Source organism: Pandoraea sp. NPDC090278 (assembly GCF_044772185.1).
Lineage (GTDB): Bacteria > Pseudomonadota > Gammaproteobacteria > Burkholderiales > Burkholderiaceae > Pandoraea.
In genome coordinates, this window is record NZ_JBIVYJ010000003.1 from 95,539 (window position 1) to 115,436 (window position 19,898).

A 19,898-nucleotide genomic window follows, 5' to 3' on the forward strand; every position below is an offset into this window, starting at 1 on the left:
GGTGGTGTTGCGACGTGTATGTCGACGGGTGTCGATGAGTGTCGATGTATGTCGATTTATGAACGTGCGGAGTCTGATGCCCCGGTGCGGTGCCCGGGCCTGCTGGACGTTTGTCCAGCAGGCCGCCTACCTCACACTTGCAGGCACAGGTACTTCATTTCGAGGTATTCCTCGATGCCGTAGCGCGAGCCTTCGCGGCCCACGCCCGATTGCTTGATGCCGCCGAACGGCGCGACTTCGTTGGAGATCAGGCCGGTGTTCAGGCCGACCATGCCGTATTCGAGCGCTTCGGACGTGCGCCAGGCACGGGCGATGTCGCGCGTATACAGATAGGCGGCGAGGCCGAATTCGGTGTCGTTCGCGAGTGCGATGGCGTCGGCGTCGCGCGTGAAGCGGAAGAGCGGCGCGACCGGGCCGAAGATTTCTTCACGGGCCATGCGCATTTGCGACGTGGCGTCCGCGATCACCGTCGGTGCGTAGTAGGTGCCGCCCAGTGCATGGGCTTCGCCGCCCACGAGCACGCGCCCGCCACGCGACTTCGCGTCTTCGACCAGCGTCACGACCTTGTCGACGGCCTTGCCTTCGATCAGCGGGCCGATGACCACGCCGTCTTCCAGACCGTTACCGACCTTCATTTCCGCGACGCGCTTGGCGAACTTCTCGGCGAACGCGTCGTAGACACCGTCCTGAATGTAGAAGCGGTTCGCGCAGACGCACGTCTGACCGCCATTGCGATACTTCGCGGCGAGTGCGCCTTCGACGGCAGCGTCGATGTCGGCATCGTCGAACACGATGAACGGCGCGTTGCCGCCCAGCTCCAGCGACAGACGCTTGACCGTGGGGGCGCACTGCGCCATCAGCAGACGGCCTACGCCGGTCGAGCCGGTGAATGACAGCTTGCGCACGCTCGGGTGCGACGTCAGCACGCCGCCCACCGCGCGGGCGTCGCCCGTGACGACCTGGAACACGCCGCTGGGAATGCCAGCGCGATGTGCCAGCTCGGCCAGTGCGAAGGCGGACAGCGGGGTGAGTTCGGACGGTTTGACCACGATGGCGCAGCCAGCCGCCAGTGCCGGTGCGACCTTGCGCGTGATCATCGCGGCTGGGAAGTTCCACGGCGTGATGGCGGCGCACACACCGACCGGCTGCTTGATGGTGACCAGACGCTTGTCGGCGGCGGGCGTGGCGAGCACGTCGCCGTCCACACGCTTGGCCTCTTCCGCGAACCATTCGATGAAGCTGGCCGCGTAGGCGATCTCACCGCGGGCTTCGGCCAGCGGCTTGCCTTGTTCGCGCGTCATCAGGTACGCGAGGTCGTCGGTGTTCGCGATCATCAGATCGAACCAGCGGCGCAGCACGTTGGCGCGCTCCTTGCCGGTACGGGCGGCCCACGACTTCTGGGCGGCTTCGGCGGCACTTACGGCGCGCGTGGTTTCCTCCGCGCCGAGCTCCGGCACTTTGGCCAGCACTTCGCCGGTCGCCGGATCGAGCACGTCGAACGTCTTGCCGCTGTCGGCCGAGATCCATTGACCGTCGACCCACGCAAGGGTCTTGAAAAGATTGGTGTCTTTGAGTTGCATGGCAGTAGGCCGGGCGGACCGGCGTTTCCTATGGGCAGTGTCTCGGGTTGTTGCTTGCCGTTCTATCTATTGAACGATATTCTATGTATTGAATGCGATTCTACGTATTGAACGTTTTGGGTGCAACTAAGGGGTTTTCCCTAGGCCGGAATGAGAGTGACTTGCCCGTACCATGCTGGCGGCGTGTCATCCGTTACCCGGTCCGTCACCCGATTCATCCCTACAAAATCGACGCCGTTTCCTGAGATTCCCGAGATCCCCGATTCATGCCAAAGCGCAAACTCGATCTGCCTGCCAACGCCTCTGCGGCGAATGCCGCCGCCCAATCCGACGAGCCGCTCAAGACCACGGCACCCGCCGTGGTGCGGGCCGTGCACGTTCTCGATGTGATTGCGGCGTCGTCCGAACCGGTGGCGTTGGCCGATCTTGCGCGCGAGACCGGCGTGCCGAAGAGCACGCTGCATGGCTTGTGCGACACGCTGGTCAAGCTGCGTCTCGTGAAGCGTCATGCCAATGGGGGCATGACGATGGGGTCGTATGTGATGGGATGGGCGAATGCGTTCCTGTCGCAGACCAACATTACCGAGGAGTTCCGGGCGGTCTGGGAGGCCTCGCGTGCGTTCTCGGAAGAAACCGTGACGCTCTCCGTGCTCGATGGCGCGGAAGTGATCTATCTCGCGTGCCACAACGGCAACCGTCCGCTGGGCGTGACGTTCCGCATCGGCATGCGCTTGCCCGCGCCCTATACGGCGACCGGCAAAGCCATGCTCTCGACATTGCCGCCGGGCGAGGCGGCCGATCTGCTGGCAGGGGCGTGGCCCTCACCGCTCACGCGTGCGAGCGTCGGCACCTACCCCGCGTTGGCCGAAGAGATGGCGCAGGTGCGTCGTGATGGCTACTCGATCGACAATGGGCAGATGCGCGAAGGCATGATCTGCTTTGGCGCACCGGTGTTCGACGCCAGCGGTGAGCGCGCGGTGGCCGGGTTGGCGGTGAGTTTCCTGACGAATGAGATCGATGCGCAGACCGGACAGCGCATCGGTCGCCAGATGCGTGAGCTGGCCGATCAGTTGTCGGTTCGTCTCGGGGCACCCGCCGGGGCATTGTCGCGACGCTGAATCCGCATCGTCGACGCAGAAAAAACGCGCACGGAAAATTCGTGCGTCGTTGAGTCGAACTCACGCGGTTTGAGGGAACTGTTTGGCGTCTGCCGACGCACCCTGCGCTGTCGGCCGCCTCGAATCTTCCTATAATTGCCCCTGCCGTCGGTGGGGCCATGAACATTCGGCTCCGCCTGTCGGGGCTGTTACGCCCATCGGCCTGTCGCGCCTTGCTGCGCGGGGCTTTCCGGCCGGTGGCGCCTGTGGCGGCGCACCGTCAGCGCCGCGTCATTTTCCTGTCAGTTTCGCGCTCGCGAAGTGACAGCGTCCTGCATTCGTCCGATTGTTATCTTTAGCGGAACAGTCATGTCCACGAATGCGGGCTATTCCCTAGGGGTTATCACTGGCATTATCTGGCCTTGACTGATGTCCAGACAGCTAGAGGAAGCGTAGGGAAGCGCGATCCCGGCGGTGCCATGGGGCGGACATCTAATAGGGAAGCACTACGCCATGTCCAATATCGCAATCGTCTATTACTCGCAGGGCGGCGCAACCGCCATGATTGCCCATTCGGTCGCCCAGGGTGTGAATGACGCGGGCGCACACGCCCAACTGTTCAGCATCGAGCCGCATCAGCTTATCGGCAATCAATGGCACGACGAAGTCATGCTGTCGCGTCTGGCTGCGGCCGACGCCATCATCTTCGGTGCACCGGCATTTCAGGGCGGCGTTGCTGCCGCATTCAAGGCTTTCGCCGACGCGACCACGGGCATGTGGCGCGCGCGCAGCTGGCGCAACAAGGTCGCGGGCGGATTCTCGTTCAGCTGCCGCTCCAGCGAAGACAAGCGCAACACGCTCGATTACTTTGCCGCGCTGGCCGCACAGCACGGCATGGTGTGGGCCGATGCGCAAGCCGACGACGCCGACTTCGAGATGCGCGGCTCGGCAGGTTCGATGGTCACGCGCTTCGCTGGCGATTTCCCGGCGGTCACGGCCCCGGGCGTCGAAGTCGACGCGGCCTACGCACTCGATCCGGCCGATGTCATCTCCGGTAAGCAGTACGGTCGTAACGTGGCTTCGCTCGTCGCGCGTCTTGCGGGAGAAGTGCTGGAGTCACCGGCAGTCCTGGCGCGTCGTGCGCTGGAAGCGGCAGAGCGTCGGCTGTAAAGTCGTGTGGATGTGAATGTGCCGGTGAGTCCGGCGCGAAGCGAAGCATGACGCGGCAAAGGTAGCCGCAGAGAAGGTCGCGACAAAGTCAGTCGCAAAGCAAACGGCACGTTGAGTGGATACACTCACGTGCCGTTTGTCGTTTGGCGTGGAGTCGGCGAGATGCGGCGCGTCAGTTGCTCGGGGCGTCGCTCGCCGGTTCGGCGTGAATTTGCAGGACGGCGTCGCGCTTGGCCAGCAAGTGCTTACGCAGAATCTCACCGAGCCGTTTGCCGTCACGTTGCTCCAGTGCGTCGATCATCTGCTCATGCTCGTGGATGGCGCGATCCCACTTGTCCGAATGGAAGTTCGAGCGAAAGCGTAGCGCCATCAGTCGTCGGTTGATGGCCACATAAGTCTGTCGCAATGCCCCGTTGCGCGCCGCTTCGTTGATGCGATCGTGAATCGCCTGATTACGCGCGTAGTAGCCCGGCAGGTCTTGCTGCGCGCGGCATGCGAGCATGGCGTAATGCAATGCCTTGATCTCGGCGAGTTCGACGGCTGTCATACGCTCGGCCGCCAACTCCCCCGAGAATGCTTCGAGCGCGCTCATGAGCTCGAACATCTCGCGGATTTCCTTCTCCGTCATGCGCGCGACGCTCGCGCCGCGATTCGGAGCGATCTCGATAAGCCCTTCGGCCGCCAGCACCTTGAACGCTTCGCGCAGCGGCGTGCGCGAGATGCCCAGCGTCTCGCACAACTCGCGTTCGTTGAGCTTGACCCCGGGGGAGAGCACCCCCTCGATGATGAGGCGGCGCAGGTGCTCGACGACGGTGTCGTGCAATCGCAGGCGCTCGACACGCGGGATTTCGGGGGCGGCAATCGTCGACGTGTTATCCATTTTTTGCATTCAAAATCATAAAATCGGCATCAGGCGTCATGGTCGCGATTGTAACGCACGGTATCAGGCGTCCGTATCTAGGGTCTGTCCCCCCCTAAATCCGGACTCGTGAACGTGTTCTACCGGCTGGCTGGCAAGGCGCCCGCAGCGCCGCTTGGTCACTCCAAGCAAGCTGCGGGCAACGCCGCCAGACGGCCGGTAGGGCACGTTCCCTTCGGGTTGCCTACCCAAAGGGGCGATCGCCGCGTCATGACCCTCGCGAATATTCCCGATATTCGCTTCGGCTCATTCCTTGCGCTCGCCCCTTTGGCCAGGCAACACGAGTCCGGATTTAGGGGGGGACAGACCCTTCGGGTAAACGACTGTATTAAAAGCGCTTCTCACCCCTTGCGAAAGTCATCCGCTCTGCTAAAGTATTTTGAATGCAAAATTCAAAACAGAATTTTTCAAGAGGAGATAGACGTTCATGTTGAAGCTCGATTTCCATCCCTCGGGTCGCCATTTCCTGCAGATCCCTGGTCCGAGCCCGGTGCCCGATCGCATTCTGCGCGCCATGAGCTACCCGACGATCGACCATCGCGGCCCCGAATTCGGGGCACTCGGTCGCAAAGTGCTCGCCGATATCAAGAAGATTTTCAAGACCGAACAACCGGTAGTGATCTATCCGGCATCAGGCACCGGCGCGTGGGAAGCTGCGCTGACGAACACGCTCTCGCAGGGCGATCACGTGCTGATGTTCGAAACCGGACACTTCTCCACGCTGTGGAAGAAGATGGCCGAAAACCTCGGCCTCAAGCCGGAGTTCATCGGTCTGCCGGGCACCGAAGGCTGGCGTCGTGGCGTGCAGCCGGACATGATCGAAGCGCGTCTGCGCGAAGACACCGGCCACGCCATCAAGGCCGTGTGCGTGGTGCACAACGAAACGTCCACCGGCGTGACCTCCGATATCGCGGCCGTGCGTCGCGCCATCGATGCGGCCAAGCACCCGGCGTTGCTGCTCGTCGACACGATCTCGGGCCTTGGCTCGGCCGACTACCGTCATGACGAATGGGGTGTCGACGTCACCGTCTCGGGCTCGCAAAAGGGTCTGATGCTGCCGCCGGGTATCAGCTTCAATGCCGTCTCGCCCAAAGCGCTGGAAGCCGGTAAGCAGGCCAAGCTGCCGCGCGCCTTCTGGGGCTGGCAGGAAATCATCGAAGCGAACAAGAACGGCTACTGGCCGTACACGCCGAACACGAACCTGCTGTACGGCTTGTCCGAAGCGCTCGACATGATTCTGGAAGAAGGGCTGGACAACGTGTTTGCCCGTCACCAGCGACTGGCCGAGGCGACGCGTCGCGCCGTCAACGCCTGGGGTCTGGAGATTCAGTGTCAGGACCCGGCGGTGTACAGCCCGGTGCTTACCGGTGTGGTCATGCCGCAAGGCGTGGACGCCGACGAAGTCCGCAAGCGCATTTACGAGCGCTTCGATATGTCGCTCGGTCAGGCACTCGGCAAGATCCGCGGCACGATGTTCCGCATCGGCCATCTGGGCGACTGCAACGACCTGACGCTCATGGCGACGCTCTCAGGCTGCGAAATGGGCCTGCAAATCTCCGGCGTGAAGCTGGCGGGTTCGGGTGTCGTCGCTGCAATGGACTATCTGGCGAAGGCGAAGGACACACCGTCGCTCAAGGTCGCCGCGTAACCTGCCGTTAGTATTCCTAACCAGGAGACGGGGAGTGTCGGCGATATGTTTGGAGGATCGTCGGCGCTCCTGATGTAAAACGCTTTAATTGTCATTCACGCGTCACAGAGCCTCACAACAGAAGCGCTCGTGATGCAGCAACACCTTTGCGCTGCCAGCATGCTGCGGGCGCGCTTCACAGGATGTTTCAGGAGACATGCAATGAAGCTTTTCAAGGCGACAAGGGTCGTGTTGGTGATGCTATGCGTCATGTATTTCATCACCTACCTCGATCGCGTCAACGTCAGCACGGCGGCAGCCGGTTTCGGCAAGGAATTCAATCTCAGCAAGACGGAAATCGGTCTTGTCTTCTCGGCATTTGCCTATCCCTATCTGGTTTTCCAAATCATCGGCGGTTGGGTGAGCGATCGCTTTGGTGCGAAGCGCACGTTGCTGGTGTGCGGCGCATTGTGGGCGGTAGCGACGATCCTGACCGGTATGGCCGGTGGCCTCGTCACGCTGTTGCTTGCCCGCTTGCTGCTGGGCCTGGGCGAAGGGGCGACGTTCCCGGCGGCCACGTCGGCCATGTCGCGCTGGATTCCCAAGGAAAAGCGCGGTTTCGCGCAAGGGATCACGCACGCGGCTTCGCGTATCGGTAACGCTGTGGCCCCGGCCGTGGTGGTGTTCATCATGGCCACGCACGGCTGGCGCGAGTCGTTCTATCTGTGCGGGATCGTGAGCCTGATCTGGGTTGGGCTGTGGGCCCTGACGTTCAAGGAGCGCCCACAAGACCATCCGCGCATCACGCCCGAAGAACTGGCCGTGCTGCCTGCACTCAAGGCCAAAAGCGGCTCGGTGCCGTGGGGTCCGCTGTTCAAGCGCATGATGCCGGTCACGGTCGTGTACTTCTGCTACGGCTGGACGCTCTGGCTGTTCCTGTCGTGGATTCCGCAGTACTTCCTGCATAGCTACGACCTCGACCTGAAAAAGTCGGCGCTGTTCGCTTCGAGCGTGTTCTTTGCCGGTGTGATCGGCGATACGCTCGGCGGGATCGTCACCGACAAGCTCTACGAGCGTACCGGTAACCTGAAGCGCGCTCGTAGCTGGATGGTTTCCGTGTGCATGCTGCTCACGCTGATTTCGCTCGTGCCGATGATGTTCACGCACCATCTGTATGTATCGATGGCGTGTCTGGCGTCGGGCTTCTTCTTCGCCGAAATGACGATTGGCCCGATGTGGGCGATCCCGATGGACGTCGCACCGGAATACTCGGGCACGGCCAGCGGCATGATGAATACCGGTTCGGCGCTCGCGGCGATCATCTCGCCGGTGCTCTCGGGCTATCTCATCGACCGCACGGGGAACTGGGAACTGCCGTTCGTGGGCAGCATGATTCTGATGGCCGTCGGTGTGGTGCTGGCCTTCCGCATGCAACCCGAGAGCAAGTTCTCGCTTGCAGGCGATGCCGCTAACGCAAGCAACGCCCGTCAGCCTGCCTGACGTGCACTTGATGTCTGCCTGATCTGTCGGATCGTGATGGGCGTGGTGAGCGTCCGCACGATCTGCAAGCCAAGCGATATCTCCTGCAGAACACCTGCCGGACGGGCCTCGTGTCCGTTCGCCGCAGGCCCGTCCCCGATGCCTTGTGCATCTTCTTCGGTACGGCCAGCTCAACGCCAGCAACGTCATGAATTCCCAATCGAACGCCCGCGCGACGCCTCACGGCACCTCTCCGACTTCTCCGGCTCCCCAGACGCCCATCAGCCAGCCCGTGCATCTGATGCCGATGCAGCGCGGCGGGGTGGCGCTCACGCCGTTGCAGGACCGCCTGCGGCGTGAACTGCGCGGCGACGTGCTGTTCGATCGCGCCAGTCGTGGGCGCTATGCGACGGATGCGTCGATCTATCAGATCTTCCCCATCGGTGTAGTGGTGCCGCGCGATCAGGACGACCTGATCCGCGCGCTCGACATCGCACGCGACCAGAAGGTGCCGGTGCTCGCGCGCGGTGCAGGCACGAGCCAGTGCGGACAGACCATCGGCGAAGCGCTCGTCATCGACAACAGCAAGTGGTTGAACCGTGTGATCGACTTCGACGCCGAGGCGCGCACCGTGACCGTTGAGCCGGGCATCGTGCTCGATCATCTGAACGCGTGGCTCAAGCCTCACGGGCTGTGGTTTCCGGTGGACGTTTCCACCGCCGCGCAATGCACCATCGGCGGCATGACGGGCAACAACTCATGCGGTTCGCGCTCCATCGAATACGGCAACATGGTGCACAACGTGCTGTCCATCGACGCCGTGCTGGCCGACGGCGCGCAACTGCACTTCGGCTCGCTGCACACACCGCCCACGGACGCGCGTACGAAGGCGATCCTCGCGAGCGTTCACGACATCGCGATGCGCGAACAGGCGGAGCTGCGCGAGCGCGTGCCGCGCGTGCTGCGCCGTGTGGCGGGCTACAACCTCGATCTGTTCGATTGCCTGAACCCGCGCGCGTACACCGACGACGGCGTGGCCAACCTCTCGCATCTGCTGGTGGGCTCGGAGGGCACGCTGGCGTATAGCCGTCAGATCACGCTCAAGCTCGCGCCGTTGCCCGCCCACAAGACGCTCGGCGTGGTGAACTTCCCCACGTTCTATCAGGCGATGGACCTCACGCAGCACATCGTGAAGCTGGGGCCGGTGGCGGTGGAACTGGTCGATCGCACGATGATCGATCTGGCGATGGATAACGCCGCGTTTCGTCCCGTCATCGAGAAGGCGCTCACGGGCGATCCGCAGGCGATTCTGCTGGTCGAGTTCGCGGGCGACGATTCCGCCGCACTGCGCGCGAAGCTCGACGATCTTGCCACGCTGATGGGCGACCTCGGCTTGCCGGACTGCGTGGTGAAGATGCCGGACGCCGGGCCGCAAAAGGCGCTTTGGGAAGTGCGCAAGGCGGGCCTGAACATCATGATGAGCATGAAGGGCGACGGTAAGCCCGTGTCGTTCATCGAAGACTGCGCGGTGCCGCTGGAGCATCTGGCGGAGTACACGCGGCGTCTGACCGAAGTGTTCCATCGCAACGGGACGGAGGGCACGTGGTACGCCCACGCAAGTGTGGGCACGCTGCATGTGCGTCCGATTCTGGACATGCGCCGTGACGGCGCGGTGAAGATGCGTGAGATCGCCGAGGAAGCGGCGGCGCTCGTGCGCGAATACAAGGGCGCCTATTCAGGCGAGCATGGCGACGGGCTGTGTCGCGGCGAATGGGTGGCCTGGCAGTATGGGCCGCGCATCAATGCGGCGTTCGGCGAGATCAAGGACCTGTTCGATCCGGAGAATCGTTTCAATCCGGACAAGATGGTGCGCCCGCCGAAGATGGACACGCGCGAGCTGTTCCGTTTCGCGCCGGGCTACGCGGCAAAGCCGATCACGCCCGCGCTCGACTGGACGGCCTGGAACGTGAAGCGCGATGCGCTGTCCGGCGAGCAGACTGCGCCGGACACGGGGACGGACGCCACGCATGGTCTCGCGTCCGCCGTCGAGATGTGCAACAACAATGGCCACTGCCGCAAGTTCGACGCGGGCACGATGTGCCCGAGCTATCGCGTGACGCGCGACGAGCAGCATGTCACGCGCGGACGGGCCAATACGTTGCGTCTGGCCGTCTCCGGGCAACTGGGCGACGAAGGGCTGGCGAGCGACGAGGTGAAGGCGGCGCTCGATCTGTGCGTGTCGTGCAAGGGCTGCAAGCGCGATTGTCCGACGGGCATCGATATGGCGCGCTTCAAGATCGAGGCGCGGCATGCGCGTGCGAAACGCCACGGCGTGTCGTTGCGCGACAAGCTGATCGCGTATCTGCCGCGCTACGCGCCGTGGGCCAGCCGGGTGGGTGGGCTGCTGGATGCGGCGCAGCGTTTGCCCGGCAGCAACGTGGCGAAGCGCTGGCTCGGGCTCGCACTGGAACGCTCCGTGCCAGCGCTCACCGGCTCGTTCCTGGCGCGTCAGACGCCGCTGGGCCGTCCCGTCGATGCAGAGAATTCGCGTCAGGTGCTGCTCTTTGTCGACACGTTCAACAACTACATGGAGCCGGAGAATGCCCGCGCGGCGAAGCAGGTGCTCGAAGCGGCTGGCTACACGGTGCATGTGAATCAGCGCGCTGGCGAACGACCGCTGTGCTGCGGCCGGACGTTCCTCGCGGCCGGTCTGGTGGACGAAGCGAAGGCGGAAGCGCGACGCCTGCTCGACGCGGTGATGCCGTTCGTTGAGCGTGGGGTGCCGATTGTGGGGTTGGAACCGTCGTGCCTGCTCTCGCTACGCGACGAAGTGCTCGGCTATGGCTTCGGCGATGCGGCCCGCAAGTTGGCGGACAACGCGTTTTTGTTTGAGGAATTTCTGGTTCGCGAGAAGGCGGCAGGGCGACTGGAAGTGGCCTGGCAAGCGCTGCCGGAGGGCGTGGGCGAGGCGCTGGTACACGGACACTGCCATCAGAAGGCGTTCGACGCTTACTCCCCCGTCACAGCGGTCCTTGGTTGGGTGCCGGGGCTGAAGGTATCATCGATCGAATCGTCGTGCTGCGGCATGGCGGGCAGTTTCGGTTACGAGGCGGAGCATTACGACACGTCGCGCGCCATGTCGGAATTGACGCTGTTGCCTGCGATTCGTCAGCGCAGCGAAAACGCCATCGTGGTGGCCGACGGCACCAGTTGCCGCCATCAGATTCACGATGGGGCGCAAACGGATGCGTTGCACGTCGCGCGCGTACTGGCGCGGGCGTTGCCGGGCGGGGTGGCGTAAGCGATTGCCGCCATTTTCTGCGAACGCCCATCAAAGGATTGAGGATTGTGATGCCAGATTCAGTCAATACGGTTTCGACGCAGGCGAGTGCTGCAAACGCTGCAAACATGACCACCGGCAGCATTGCTGTGCCGCCGGTGGCACGTGTGGGCGACACGCTCGCGCAGGTCGCCACGCCGTCGCTGCTGCTCGATCTCGACGCGTTCGATGCGAACGTCGAACGCATGGCGAGCGCAGCGGCAGCGCGCGGTGTTGCGGTGCGTCCGCATGCCAAGGCGCACAAGTCTGTCGCCATCGCGCGTGCACAAATGGCGGCGGGCGCGGTCGGTATCTGCTGTCAGAAAGTCACGGAGGCGATCCCGTTCGTCAACGCGGGCATCGGCAACATCCATATCAGTAACGAATTCGTCGGTGAGGCGCGTGTGGCGCTCGCCGTGGCGATGGCGGCGCACGTTACGCTGTCGGTGTGTGTCGACGATGTTAGGCAGGTCGCGCCGCTCGGTAAGGCCGCGCAACGCGCTGGCGTGCGCATCGCCGTGCTGCCCGAAGTGGACGTGGGGCAGGGGCGTTGCGGCGTGGATTCGACAGACGCCGTGGGGCAACTGGTCGACGCCATCGATCATTACGAGGGACTGCGTTTCGGCGGATTGCAGGCGTATCACGGCAGCGCACAGCACGTGGAGGGCTGGGAAAAGCGACGCGATACCGCACGTCTCGCCGCCGACCGGGCATCGGCCTACGTGCGCTTTCTCGAAGCGCGCGGCATCGCTTGTCCCGTTGTGACGGGCGGTGGCACAGGCACGGCCGAGTTCGACATCGAAAGCGGTGTGTACACCGAAATTCAGCCGGGGTCGTATGTGTTCCTCGACGGTCATTACGGCTCGCTCGAATGGCGCGACGACTGGCACTTCCGTCACGGTCTGTTTCTCGCGTCGACGGTCATGAGCACGGCGCGCAACGGGATCATCGTGTGCGATGCAGGGCTCAAGAGCGTGGCGACGGATTCGGGCTTGCCACGTTTTTGGTCGTCGCAACAGGCGAGCAAGCCGCATTACCGGACCGCCTCGGACGAGCATGGCGTGTTAGAGCTTGCTTCGGCGGACGAAGACAGCGCGCCGTGGTTGGGCGAGCCGATTCTGCTGGTGCCGGGACACTGCGATCCGACGGTCAATCTCTACGACCGATACGTGGCGGTGCGACACGGGCGGGTCGAAGGTCTCTGGCCCATCGAGGCGCGTGGACTGAGCCAGTAAGGTCAGGGATCGGGTCTGACTGACGGTGGCCGAGTCATCGTGGTGACATCCGGTCCCGTCAAAATATTTTGACGCAGGGGCTTCCCAAGGTCGGAAAAGCACGCTATAGTCTCACTTCTTCGCCGTACGGGGGTATAGCTCAGCTGGGAGAGCGCTTGCATGGCATGCAAGAGGTCAGCGGTTCGATCCCGCTTACCTCCACCAAAACGGAAGACTTTAGGTCCCCTTCGTCTAGAGGCCTAGGACATCACCCTTTCACGGTGAGTACAGGGGTTCGAATCCCCTAGGGGACGCCAGATTTAGCGGCGTGATTCTCGGAAAGCTCCAGAAACACGACGCACGATCGGTTGTCGACAAACGCGCTTGGCTTAACGGCCAAGCGCGTTTTGTTTTTTGTACTGCCGGTTCATGCCCGGCCATCTTTCAGCGCACCGGCGTGCTTGCCATCTTGCCGACGACCGTCTTCCACGGCCGTACGCGCCACATCTTCACAAGACCATTCACCACATACGGATCGGCCTTCGCGAAGGCTTCTGCCGCCGCAGGCGAGTCGCCTTCGAAGAGCAGGGCTGCCGTGTCGACGGGCGACTCCAGCGCGCCCGCAAGCAGCAGTTCGCCGCGGTCCGATGCTGCCCAGGCGAGTGCCAGATGCGCGTCGCGATACTGGGCGCGACGGTCGAGGTAATCGTCGACGAGTTCGTAAGTGAGCAGGTAATGCATGGTGTGATCTCCGTGATTTTTGCGCGCGCTATGGCGTGATGAAGTTGTGCAGTTGCCTCTACGCGCGCCGTACTCGTCATTATCGATAAAACGCCGACGGCGGTACGCCGAAGTGCCGTTTGAACATCGCTGCAAATGCGCTCTGGCTGGCATAGCCATGATCGAGCGCCACATTCACGATCTTTTCGCCACGGGCCAGCGCTTCCAACGCTTGAAGCAGGCGCGCTTGCTGACGCCAGCGGCCGAACGTCAGGCCCGTCTCCGTGGAAAAACGCCGCTGAAATGTCTTCGGCGATAGGCCCGCTTGGCTAGCCCAATGGTCGATGATGGCGTCGTCGCATGGGCTTTGCATCAGACGATCGCAAACGCGTGCCAGGCGCGCGTCTCGCGGCCACGGCAGATAGAGCGGCAGGACGGGCAGGGCAATCAGCTCGTCGAGCAGCAGACGCATGAGGCGCGCGTCCCGCGAGTCGGGGCCGTAGTCCGGCGGCACATGAATGGCGGCGAGAATCAGCTCGCGCATCAGCGGCGTGATCTCCACGACACAACTGGTGTCGGGTAACGGCTCGCTGCCCGGTTCGACGAAAACGGTGCGCATCTTGACGTTACCGCTCATGCGCACCGTATGTTCCAGCCCGGCCGCCAGCCAGACGCCGCGTGTCGGCGGCACTACCCAGCGACCCGATGACGACGCGATGATCATCACGCCCTCAATCGAAAAGAGCAATTGCGCGCGCCGATGCGAATGCGAGGCGATGAACTCGTTGTGCGCGTAGTCGACCGCCATCGCCGCCATCGGCATGGGGGTGCTCTCGAATCGCAGGTGATCGGTCAGGCGCGGATCGATGACGCGACGCACAGCCTTTTCGGTAGCCACGAGTGTCCTTTTTGAGACAGGTTTAGGAATTTTAGCGTGAGACGGTCCTGTGTGACATCCCTGACGATGGCGCTTCCTTTGTCAAACCTGTGGGAAATCGTCATGGGGTACTTCCTGTATCCGCTCGGCGCCATGTTGTTGTGGGCCGGCAATGTCATCGTTTCGAAGCTCTCGGCTACGACCATCGCGCCGTCGGCCATCACTTTCTATCGTCTGGTGCTGGCGCTAGCCGTCATGACGCCCTTCGTCATTCGTCCGCTACTGCGCAACTGGCATCATGTGCGCCCGCAGCTCGCCAAGCTCGGTTTTCTCGGCTTTCTGAGCATGTCGTTCTATCAGAGCCTGTCGTATCTCGCGGCGCACAGCACCACGGCGACCAATATGGCGATCGTGACAGCGCTGGCCCCGCTGCTGACCCTGCTGTGGAGCGTGGTGCTGCTGCGCGAGCCGCCGACCCTCGGCATGCTCGTGGGCGGTCTGCTGTCGCTCGCGGGGCTGGTGTATCTGATCGGGCAGGGGCATCCGTCGCGCTTGCTCGACGGCGGCATGCATCTGGGGGACATCCTGATGCTGATCGCCTCGGCATCGTACGGGTTGTACAGCGTGTTGCTGCGACGCTGGCACGTGGCGGTGCCGCCCGCGCAGTCGACCTACGTGCAGGCGTGGGCGGCGCTGATCACGATGATTCCGATGCTCGCGCTGGTACCGGCCGGTCAGGCGCAGTTGAATGCGGCGACGGTGCCGCTGGTGCTGTACGCCGGATTGGGCGCATCGATTGTGTTGCCGATTCTGTGGATTCAGGGCATCCGGCATCTTGGGCCGAACCGTTGCAGCATGTTTATCAACGTGCTGCCGGTCATGACGGCAGCGATTGCTGTTGTGCTGCTGGGTGAGCAACTGCACACGTTCCACGTGATCGGTGGTGGCGTGGCGCTCGTCGGCGTATTCATCGCGCAGCGCTGGCAACGTCCGTTGCCCGGCTTCGGTGGTGTGGAGGATTCGGACGAAGTGCCTGCGTGATTTTTTGCGGGTCGTTCGTTCAGCGTAAGGTCCAGTCAGATTGCATCTGACTGGACCTTCGACATTCAGTCGCTGGGCACGAGCGGCGCCACGAAGTCTTTCGCTACCGCGAGGTTTGCCGTCGCAAGATCCTTGTACTCATCCGGGATCGGCAACGAACAAGTCCCTTGCTGCACACCCTCCCAGAATGCTCTGGCGGCGGAATAGGCCTTGCCCCAAACGTTCGGCCTCGCGCCAATGGCCCCAATCTTGGGGGTGATCGGCAAAAGATCGGGATCGACGCCTGCGCCCAACGGCGCGTAATTCATGGGAAGAATGTCATACGCGGGGGCCACTCGATCAATCCGGCCACCCTCATTAAAGAGAAGCGAGATGTTCTCGAAATGTCGGTCTCCGTTGCCGATAAGCTCGCTGAACGCGGCCATCACGTGAATCTTCGTGGCTTCGCTTGCCGGAAGGAGTCGTGCCTGCTCGCATCGTGTCGCGAATGCGGACCAATTGTCTCGCTTCCCGAAGTATTCGTCGTCAATCGCCCCCGCAGAGAGCATTCCGATGCGGCCAAAGCGTCCGATCCGGTCGAACCGTTGCACCTCAAGAAAGGTATAGCTATCGGTCGCGAGGAGGTGCGTCGAAGCCGACGGGATGTCCGCGATATGCAGTGATTGGAGGGCAAGATGCTCAAGCGAAAGCAGATCCGCCATGCGACTACCACGCTTTGCGAACTTCACGATCACATGGCCGACGTCTTCGGTCAGAGAGAGAAACTTGGGTTGCTCGCCGCCCGCGCTGGAGCCATAGGAGGCGTCCTTGAGCTGGTTGGCCATTGCCTCGTACGAGTCCAGCTTTTGCGTGGCCGACACTGGCAGTAACTGACGGAATTCCATCTCCCTTTGCAGGGAGGTGTCGCCGTAAATCAAGTTGCCGGGAAGATTTAGCCCTCTGCTGAAAAGATAGGCGACACGATGTTCGTCGCTCCAATCCCGAAGGCTCTCCGGAAGCTTCATTTCCAAGGCGACCGCTCGGGCGACTTGTCGCCCCAAGAACCCCGATGGTGTGGCGAACGCCATATACGGGGGCAGGCCTTCGTACAGCGCATTCCGCGAATCACCGAGTTCGAGCGTCGCTCCGCCGGTCAGAAATTCGACGCGGACGAACGGTGCAATCGCGCCTTCAGCTGAAACACGATAGACGGCTTGACGGGGAGACAGCCCGCCGGGCAGCGGGCGCAACGTCCCGTATTTTGGGGTGCGATCCCCGGAGATTCGAAAGTTTGTGAATAGTTCGGGAGCGTCCCGGATGATCCGTGAAAGGGTTGGCTGGCTGATTGACAAATCAGCCATGATCTCTTGTGCAGTACGCGGCCCGAGCCTTAGCAGGCGGCGCATTTCCTCAATTCGAAGCGATTGATCGGCCATCTGAACCCCCGGTTTGAACGCATTCATGAATACTTCATGAATAGTTCAAGAATAGCATATGTGCAAGTTCGAGGTTCCTTTTGCCCGGGTTTTCATCGCAAGTCGCCCCCACGGGTTTCGATCCCAAGCAAAGGGGGCGAGGGGCAGGGCGCTCAGGTGTTCCGCACCGCGACCCCGTAAGTACTCACTATGCGACGGTCTTGTTCTGCTGCGGAAAAGGCTTCCCACAGCAGGCCGTTGCAATCGGTGTTGCTGGAATACTCGGGGGCATCGTCGTCTTCGAAGCCAACGTGGCGAAGCTCTCCCGCGCGCGACGGCGATTGATTGATCGAGAAGTTCAGCAGGTCGGTGCGCCACATGGCGTAGGCGCCCGGCACCACGGCGGCGGGCGGCTGCCCGAGACGCGCAGAATAATCGGTGATGGATTCGTCGAGATCGCGCACGGCGAGCGCGATATGAAAGCGTTTCATGGGGTCTCCTGACGCCGGATTCGATGGGAACGCCGCCGCTGCACTGTGTGAGCGCCCGCTCGCATGTTGCGGCGGATAGCGCGGTGTGCGCGGTATGTCGGCGAAATCCATCTTAGGCGTCGTCAGGCACGCTAACCAGACGGGCAGTTATCCCGGTATCCGCAGTGATGGGATGTTATGGGAGAGGCGGCGGCAGCGTTAGCGGGTGCTTACTGGGGGCGTTGAAAGTCGTTCTCGACCCAGGCGCGCGCACTGTTACGTGAAAGCTTGAACGACGGCGGCACTTTGACCGTCGCGATCGTTTCGCCGAAGCGGTCGATGGCGCTCAGCATGGCGTAGGGATCGTAATCGTCCGGCACGATATCGAGCGTGACGTCGATTTCGCCGTCCGGCCCGTCCACACTGATGCGCTTGTGCAACTGCGCGCGCAGTTGCTGTTCGTGACGCCGCAACACCTCAGTCGCCGTCTTCACCAGCGTATGGAACGCTCCGACGTCCAGCGGCTTCGGATTCTTCTTGTCGCGCCCCATCTTCCACGGCCCCACGAGGGCGGGTTCCGACTCGCCGTCCTTGAACATCGCCACCGCCCAGCCGTCGTCCTCTTCGTTCTTGACGACCTTCGCCGTCCACCCGTCGTCGCGCCACAGGCGGTCTTCGTGGATGGCATCGGTGCTGCTGGCGTCGTCAGTCGGGATGTCTGCGGGTGTGGCGGAAGTTGCGGTCACTGTCTGAATTCGGGGTTTGGAAGTGAGGTGGGTGTGAGCACGCGCTCACAAAGACGGCAATTTTACCGCGTCCGGCGACAGCACGGACGCGTTCCCCGTCTTGCGTACTACATAGGTTGGACCTAGGGCCTGTTCACACTAATTCCGGGCTCGTGAACGTGTTCTACCGGCTGGCTGGCAAGACACCGACAGCGCCGCTTGGTGGCCCCAAGCAAGCTGGCGGTAACGCGGCCAGACGGCCGGTAGGGCACGTTCCCTTCGGGTTGCCCACCCAAAGGGGCGATCGCGGCGTCATGATCCTCTCGAATATTCCCGATATTCGCTTCGGCTCATTCCTTGCGCTCGCCCCTTTGGCCGGGCAACACGAGCCCGGAATTAGTGTGAACAGGCCCTAGAGGGCTCAGCCCTTCACCAGCCCGCCGTCGACGATGAGGTTCTGCCCCGTCACGGCACGCGCCCACGGAGAGAGGAAGTACAGCACGGCGTCGGCGAATTCTTCCGGCGTCGTGACCCGGCGCAACGGCGTGAGGCTCGCGATCAGATCGAACACGGCTTCGGGTGTGGCGGCGCTGGCATCGGTCACACGCAGAAGACCGCCCGAGACCATGTTGACGGTGATGCCGTCGGGGCCGAGATCGTTGGACGCCGTGCGCGTGAGCGCAAGCAGAGCGGCCTTGGCGGTCGTGTAATCGTGATACGGCACGACCGGGTTCTGGAACAAGTTAGTGCCCACGTTCACGATGCGTCCGAACCCGGCTTCGCGCATGCCCGGCAGTGCGGCCTGCATCGTGTTGAGCGCGCCTTTGACAGCCCCTTCGAGCTGCTGCGAGAAGCGCGACCAGGAGATGTCGGCCAGCTTGGGACGTGCATCGCCGTCGAAGCGGAAGTCAGCCAGCGCGTTGTTGACGACGGAGACGATGGGGCTGCCGATGCGCTCGCGGGCTTCGGCGAAGAGGCGGGCGACGGCCTTCTCGTCGGTGACGTCGGCCTGCAAGGCGATGGCGCGATCGCCGAGCGATTCGGCCAGTTCGCGAGCGGCCACGTCGCTGCGCAGATAGTTGATGACGACGCCTGCGCCTTCACGCGCCACCGCGCGCGTAATGGCCGCGCCCAGCCCGCGCGCCCCACCTGTGACGAGTACCCACTGCGAATCCAGCTTCATTCCGATATCCCCTAATCCCGCAAAAGGCCGTCATTATCGCGCGTTCCGCGGGATTGTTCTTCGGGGACGGTGGTGGCTCACTCGTTGGCGGTGGCGAGCGCGGCGAGCAGCACGACCGGCAACAGCACGCTCCAGAAGCCTGCGCCGTGATACGCGAAGCCGCCGAGGATGGCGCCGACGGCGAAGGCGGCCAGCGCAGGCAGCATCTTGCGCAGCCGCGTTCTGGCAGCCTTGTCATCGCCAGATTTGCCGCTGGCGAGTTCCACCATGTCGATCACGATCTGCGTGGTGTTGCCGGTCATGATGGTGGTCGGGGCGAGGTCGGCGAGCAACAGCCGTCCGATGGCGTTCTGGATCGCCAGCGAGGCCACGCCGAACATGCCCGAGAGAATGGCGAGTGGCGCGTCGGCCGAGAGAATCGGCTGCGCGGCCATGCCGATGATCATGAACCCCAGCAGCAGCAACGTCTGCAAGATCAGCAACAACCGGAGCGGACGACGGTTGGTGTTCGAAAAGCCCTGCACGATGAGCTTGACCATCGCGACGAAAATGACGAACACGGGCAACGCGAGCAACTTGGCGAGCACGCCGACGTGCGTGCTGGCGACCAGTTGCACACCGATCATCACGAAGTTGCCCGTCACGTGCGCCGTGAAGAGTCCAAACAGTGCGATGAAGCCGACCACGTCGATATAACCGGCGACAAACGCGAGCGTCATGCCGATGACGGTGGGTTTGGAGAAGTGACTGACCCAACTGCGGGCGAGCGTGGCGGCCTCGGTCGGTGTAGGGATGTGGCGGGGAGTACCCATGACAGCTCCTGTGTCGGCATGCGTGGCAGATGGCGTCCCGTGCAGCGTGCCGGTGAGGCCTCGATACTCGATACTGCGCGCCCAAAGCAGGCGTCTGTCCGGCCCCGGACGCTGATGAAGCATATCACCGGCCTGCTACGCCGGACGCCACGTCGACCCGCTATACTGCATCACACCGGCGCTCCGGCGCGACCGTCCGAACGTCTTATTGCATCGCGTGGCCTGAGCGACATCATCGACATCGTCGACATCGGCTACGCTGCTCACATCG

At 62.9% G+C, this 19,898-nt stretch carries 16 protein-coding genes and 2 tRNA genes; 9 read left to right on the forward strand and 9 right to left on the reverse strand.

Going from position 1 to position 19,898, the window contains the following annotated elements; genetic code table 11:
* Nucleotides 1-131 precede the first annotated feature (131 nt).
* On the reverse strand, nt 132-1,580 hold the full coding sequence (locus tag ACIQWO_RS12810) for an NAD-dependent succinate-semialdehyde dehydrogenase (protein WP_402824185.1): 1,449 nt from the start codon (nt 1,578-1,580) through the stop codon (nt 132-134).
* 266 nt (nt 1,581-1,846) lie between these two features.
* Between ACIQWO_RS12810 and ACIQWO_RS12815 the strand changes: the two genes are divergently transcribed.
* Entirely contained in the window at nt 1,847-2,698 is an 852-nt protein-coding gene (locus ACIQWO_RS12815) for an IclR family transcriptional regulator (RefSeq protein WP_402824188.1), read from the forward strand.
* A gap of 492 nt (nt 2,699-3,190) precedes the next feature.
* The gene (locus ACIQWO_RS12820) at nt 3,191-3,847 is read left to right on the forward strand and encodes a flavodoxin family protein (RefSeq protein WP_402824191.1); all 657 of its coding nucleotides are present in this window, start codon (nt 3,191-3,193) and stop codon (nt 3,845-3,847) included.
* A gap of 172 nt (nt 3,848-4,019) precedes the next feature.
* Here the strand turns inward: ACIQWO_RS12820 and ACIQWO_RS12825 are convergent, their stop codons facing one another.
* Complete coding sequence (locus ACIQWO_RS12825; RefSeq protein WP_039396830.1) at nt 4,020-4,736, reverse strand: GntR family transcriptional regulator; 717 nt, start codon at nt 4,734-4,736, stop codon at nt 4,020-4,022.
* A 457-nt stretch (nt 4,737-5,193) separates the two neighbouring features.
* Between ACIQWO_RS12825 and ACIQWO_RS12830 the strand changes: the two genes are divergently transcribed.
* The 6 genes from ACIQWO_RS12830 to ACIQWO_RS12855 all read left to right on the forward strand — a co-directional run bounded on the left by ACIQWO_RS12830 (nt 5,194) and on the right by ACIQWO_RS12855 (nt 12,722).
* Nucleotides 5,194-6,414, forward strand: coding sequence for a pyridoxal-phosphate-dependent aminotransferase family protein (locus ACIQWO_RS12830; protein WP_402824194.1), 1,221 nt, complete (start codon nt 5,194-5,196; stop codon nt 6,412-6,414).
* A gap of 201 nt (nt 6,415-6,615) precedes the next feature.
* Nucleotides 6,616-7,893 carry an MFS transporter gene (locus ACIQWO_RS12835; RefSeq protein ID WP_402824197.1) on the forward strand — a complete coding sequence of 426 codons (1,278 nt, stop codon included), beginning with the start codon at nt 6,616-6,618 and terminating at the stop codon, nt 7,891-7,893.
* Between the two features lie 187 nt (nt 7,894-8,080).
* Nucleotides 8,081-11,173, forward strand: coding sequence for an FAD-binding and (Fe-S)-binding domain-containing protein (locus ACIQWO_RS12840; RefSeq protein ID WP_402824200.1), 3,093 nt, complete (start codon nt 8,081-8,083; stop codon nt 11,171-11,173).
* A gap of 107 nt (nt 11,174-11,280) precedes the next feature.
* A complete protein-coding gene (locus ACIQWO_RS12845) occupies nt 11,281-12,426 on the forward strand; it encodes a DSD1 family PLP-dependent enzyme (protein ID WP_402825331.1) in 1,146 nt (381 codons plus the stop codon).
* A gap of 128 nt (nt 12,427-12,554) precedes the next feature.
* Nucleotides 12,555-12,630, forward strand: a tRNA-Ala gene (locus ACIQWO_RS12850).
* Nucleotides 12,631-12,646: 16 nt separating this feature from the next.
* Nucleotides 12,647-12,722 (forward strand) — tRNA-Glu (locus ACIQWO_RS12855).
* A 127-nt stretch (nt 12,723-12,849) separates the two neighbouring features.
* On the opposite strand, the gene ACIQWO_RS12860 is transcribed toward ACIQWO_RS12855, so the two are convergent.
* Together ACIQWO_RS12860 and ACIQWO_RS12865 are read right to left on the reverse strand one after the other, a co-directional pair.
* Nucleotides 12,850-13,146: a YciI-like protein gene (locus ACIQWO_RS12860; RefSeq protein WP_402824203.1), complete on the reverse strand. Its 297-nt coding sequence runs from the start codon at nt 13,144-13,146 to the stop codon at nt 12,850-12,852.
* 79 nt (nt 13,147-13,225) lie between these two features.
* Complete coding sequence (locus ACIQWO_RS12865; protein WP_402825334.1) at nt 13,226-14,053, reverse strand: AraC family transcriptional regulator; 828 nt, start codon at nt 14,051-14,053, stop codon at nt 13,226-13,228.
* Nucleotides 14,054-14,125: 72 nt separating this feature from the next.
* Between ACIQWO_RS12865 and ACIQWO_RS12870 the strand changes: the two genes are divergently transcribed.
* The gene (locus ACIQWO_RS12870) at nt 14,126-15,043 is read left to right on the forward strand and encodes a DMT family transporter (RefSeq protein ID WP_402825337.1); all 918 of its coding nucleotides are present in this window, start codon (nt 14,126-14,128) and stop codon (nt 15,041-15,043) included.
* Nucleotides 15,044-15,108: 65 nt separating this feature from the next.
* Here ACIQWO_RS12870 and ACIQWO_RS12875 read toward each other — a convergent pair whose 3' ends face one another.
* From ACIQWO_RS12875 to ACIQWO_RS12895, 5 genes are all read right to left on the reverse strand, one after another.
* A complete protein-coding gene (locus ACIQWO_RS12875; protein ID WP_402824206.1) occupies nt 15,109-16,485 on the reverse strand; it encodes a HipA domain-containing protein in 1,377 nt (458 codons plus the stop codon).
* Nucleotides 16,486-16,610: 125 nt separating this feature from the next.
* Nucleotides 16,611-16,928: a hypothetical protein gene (locus tag ACIQWO_RS12880; RefSeq protein ID WP_402825340.1), complete on the reverse strand. Its 318-nt coding sequence runs from the start codon at nt 16,926-16,928 to the stop codon at nt 16,611-16,613.
* A gap of 209 nt (nt 16,929-17,137) precedes the next feature.
* The gene (locus ACIQWO_RS12885) at nt 17,138-17,653 is read right to left on the reverse strand and encodes a hypothetical protein (RefSeq protein ID WP_402824209.1); all 516 of its coding nucleotides are present in this window, start codon (nt 17,651-17,653) and stop codon (nt 17,138-17,140) included.
* 400 nt (nt 17,654-18,053) lie between these two features.
* The gene (locus ACIQWO_RS12890; protein ID WP_402824212.1) at nt 18,054-18,815 is read right to left on the reverse strand and encodes a 3-oxoacyl-ACP reductase; all 762 of its coding nucleotides are present in this window, start codon (nt 18,813-18,815) and stop codon (nt 18,054-18,056) included.
* Nucleotides 18,816-18,892: 77 nt separating this feature from the next.
* Nucleotides 18,893-19,627 (reverse strand): YoaK family protein, encoded by a 735-nt coding sequence (locus ACIQWO_RS12895; protein WP_402824215.1) that lies wholly within the window; start codon nt 19,625-19,627, stop codon nt 18,893-18,895.
* Nucleotides 19,628-19,898 lie beyond the last annotated feature (271 nt).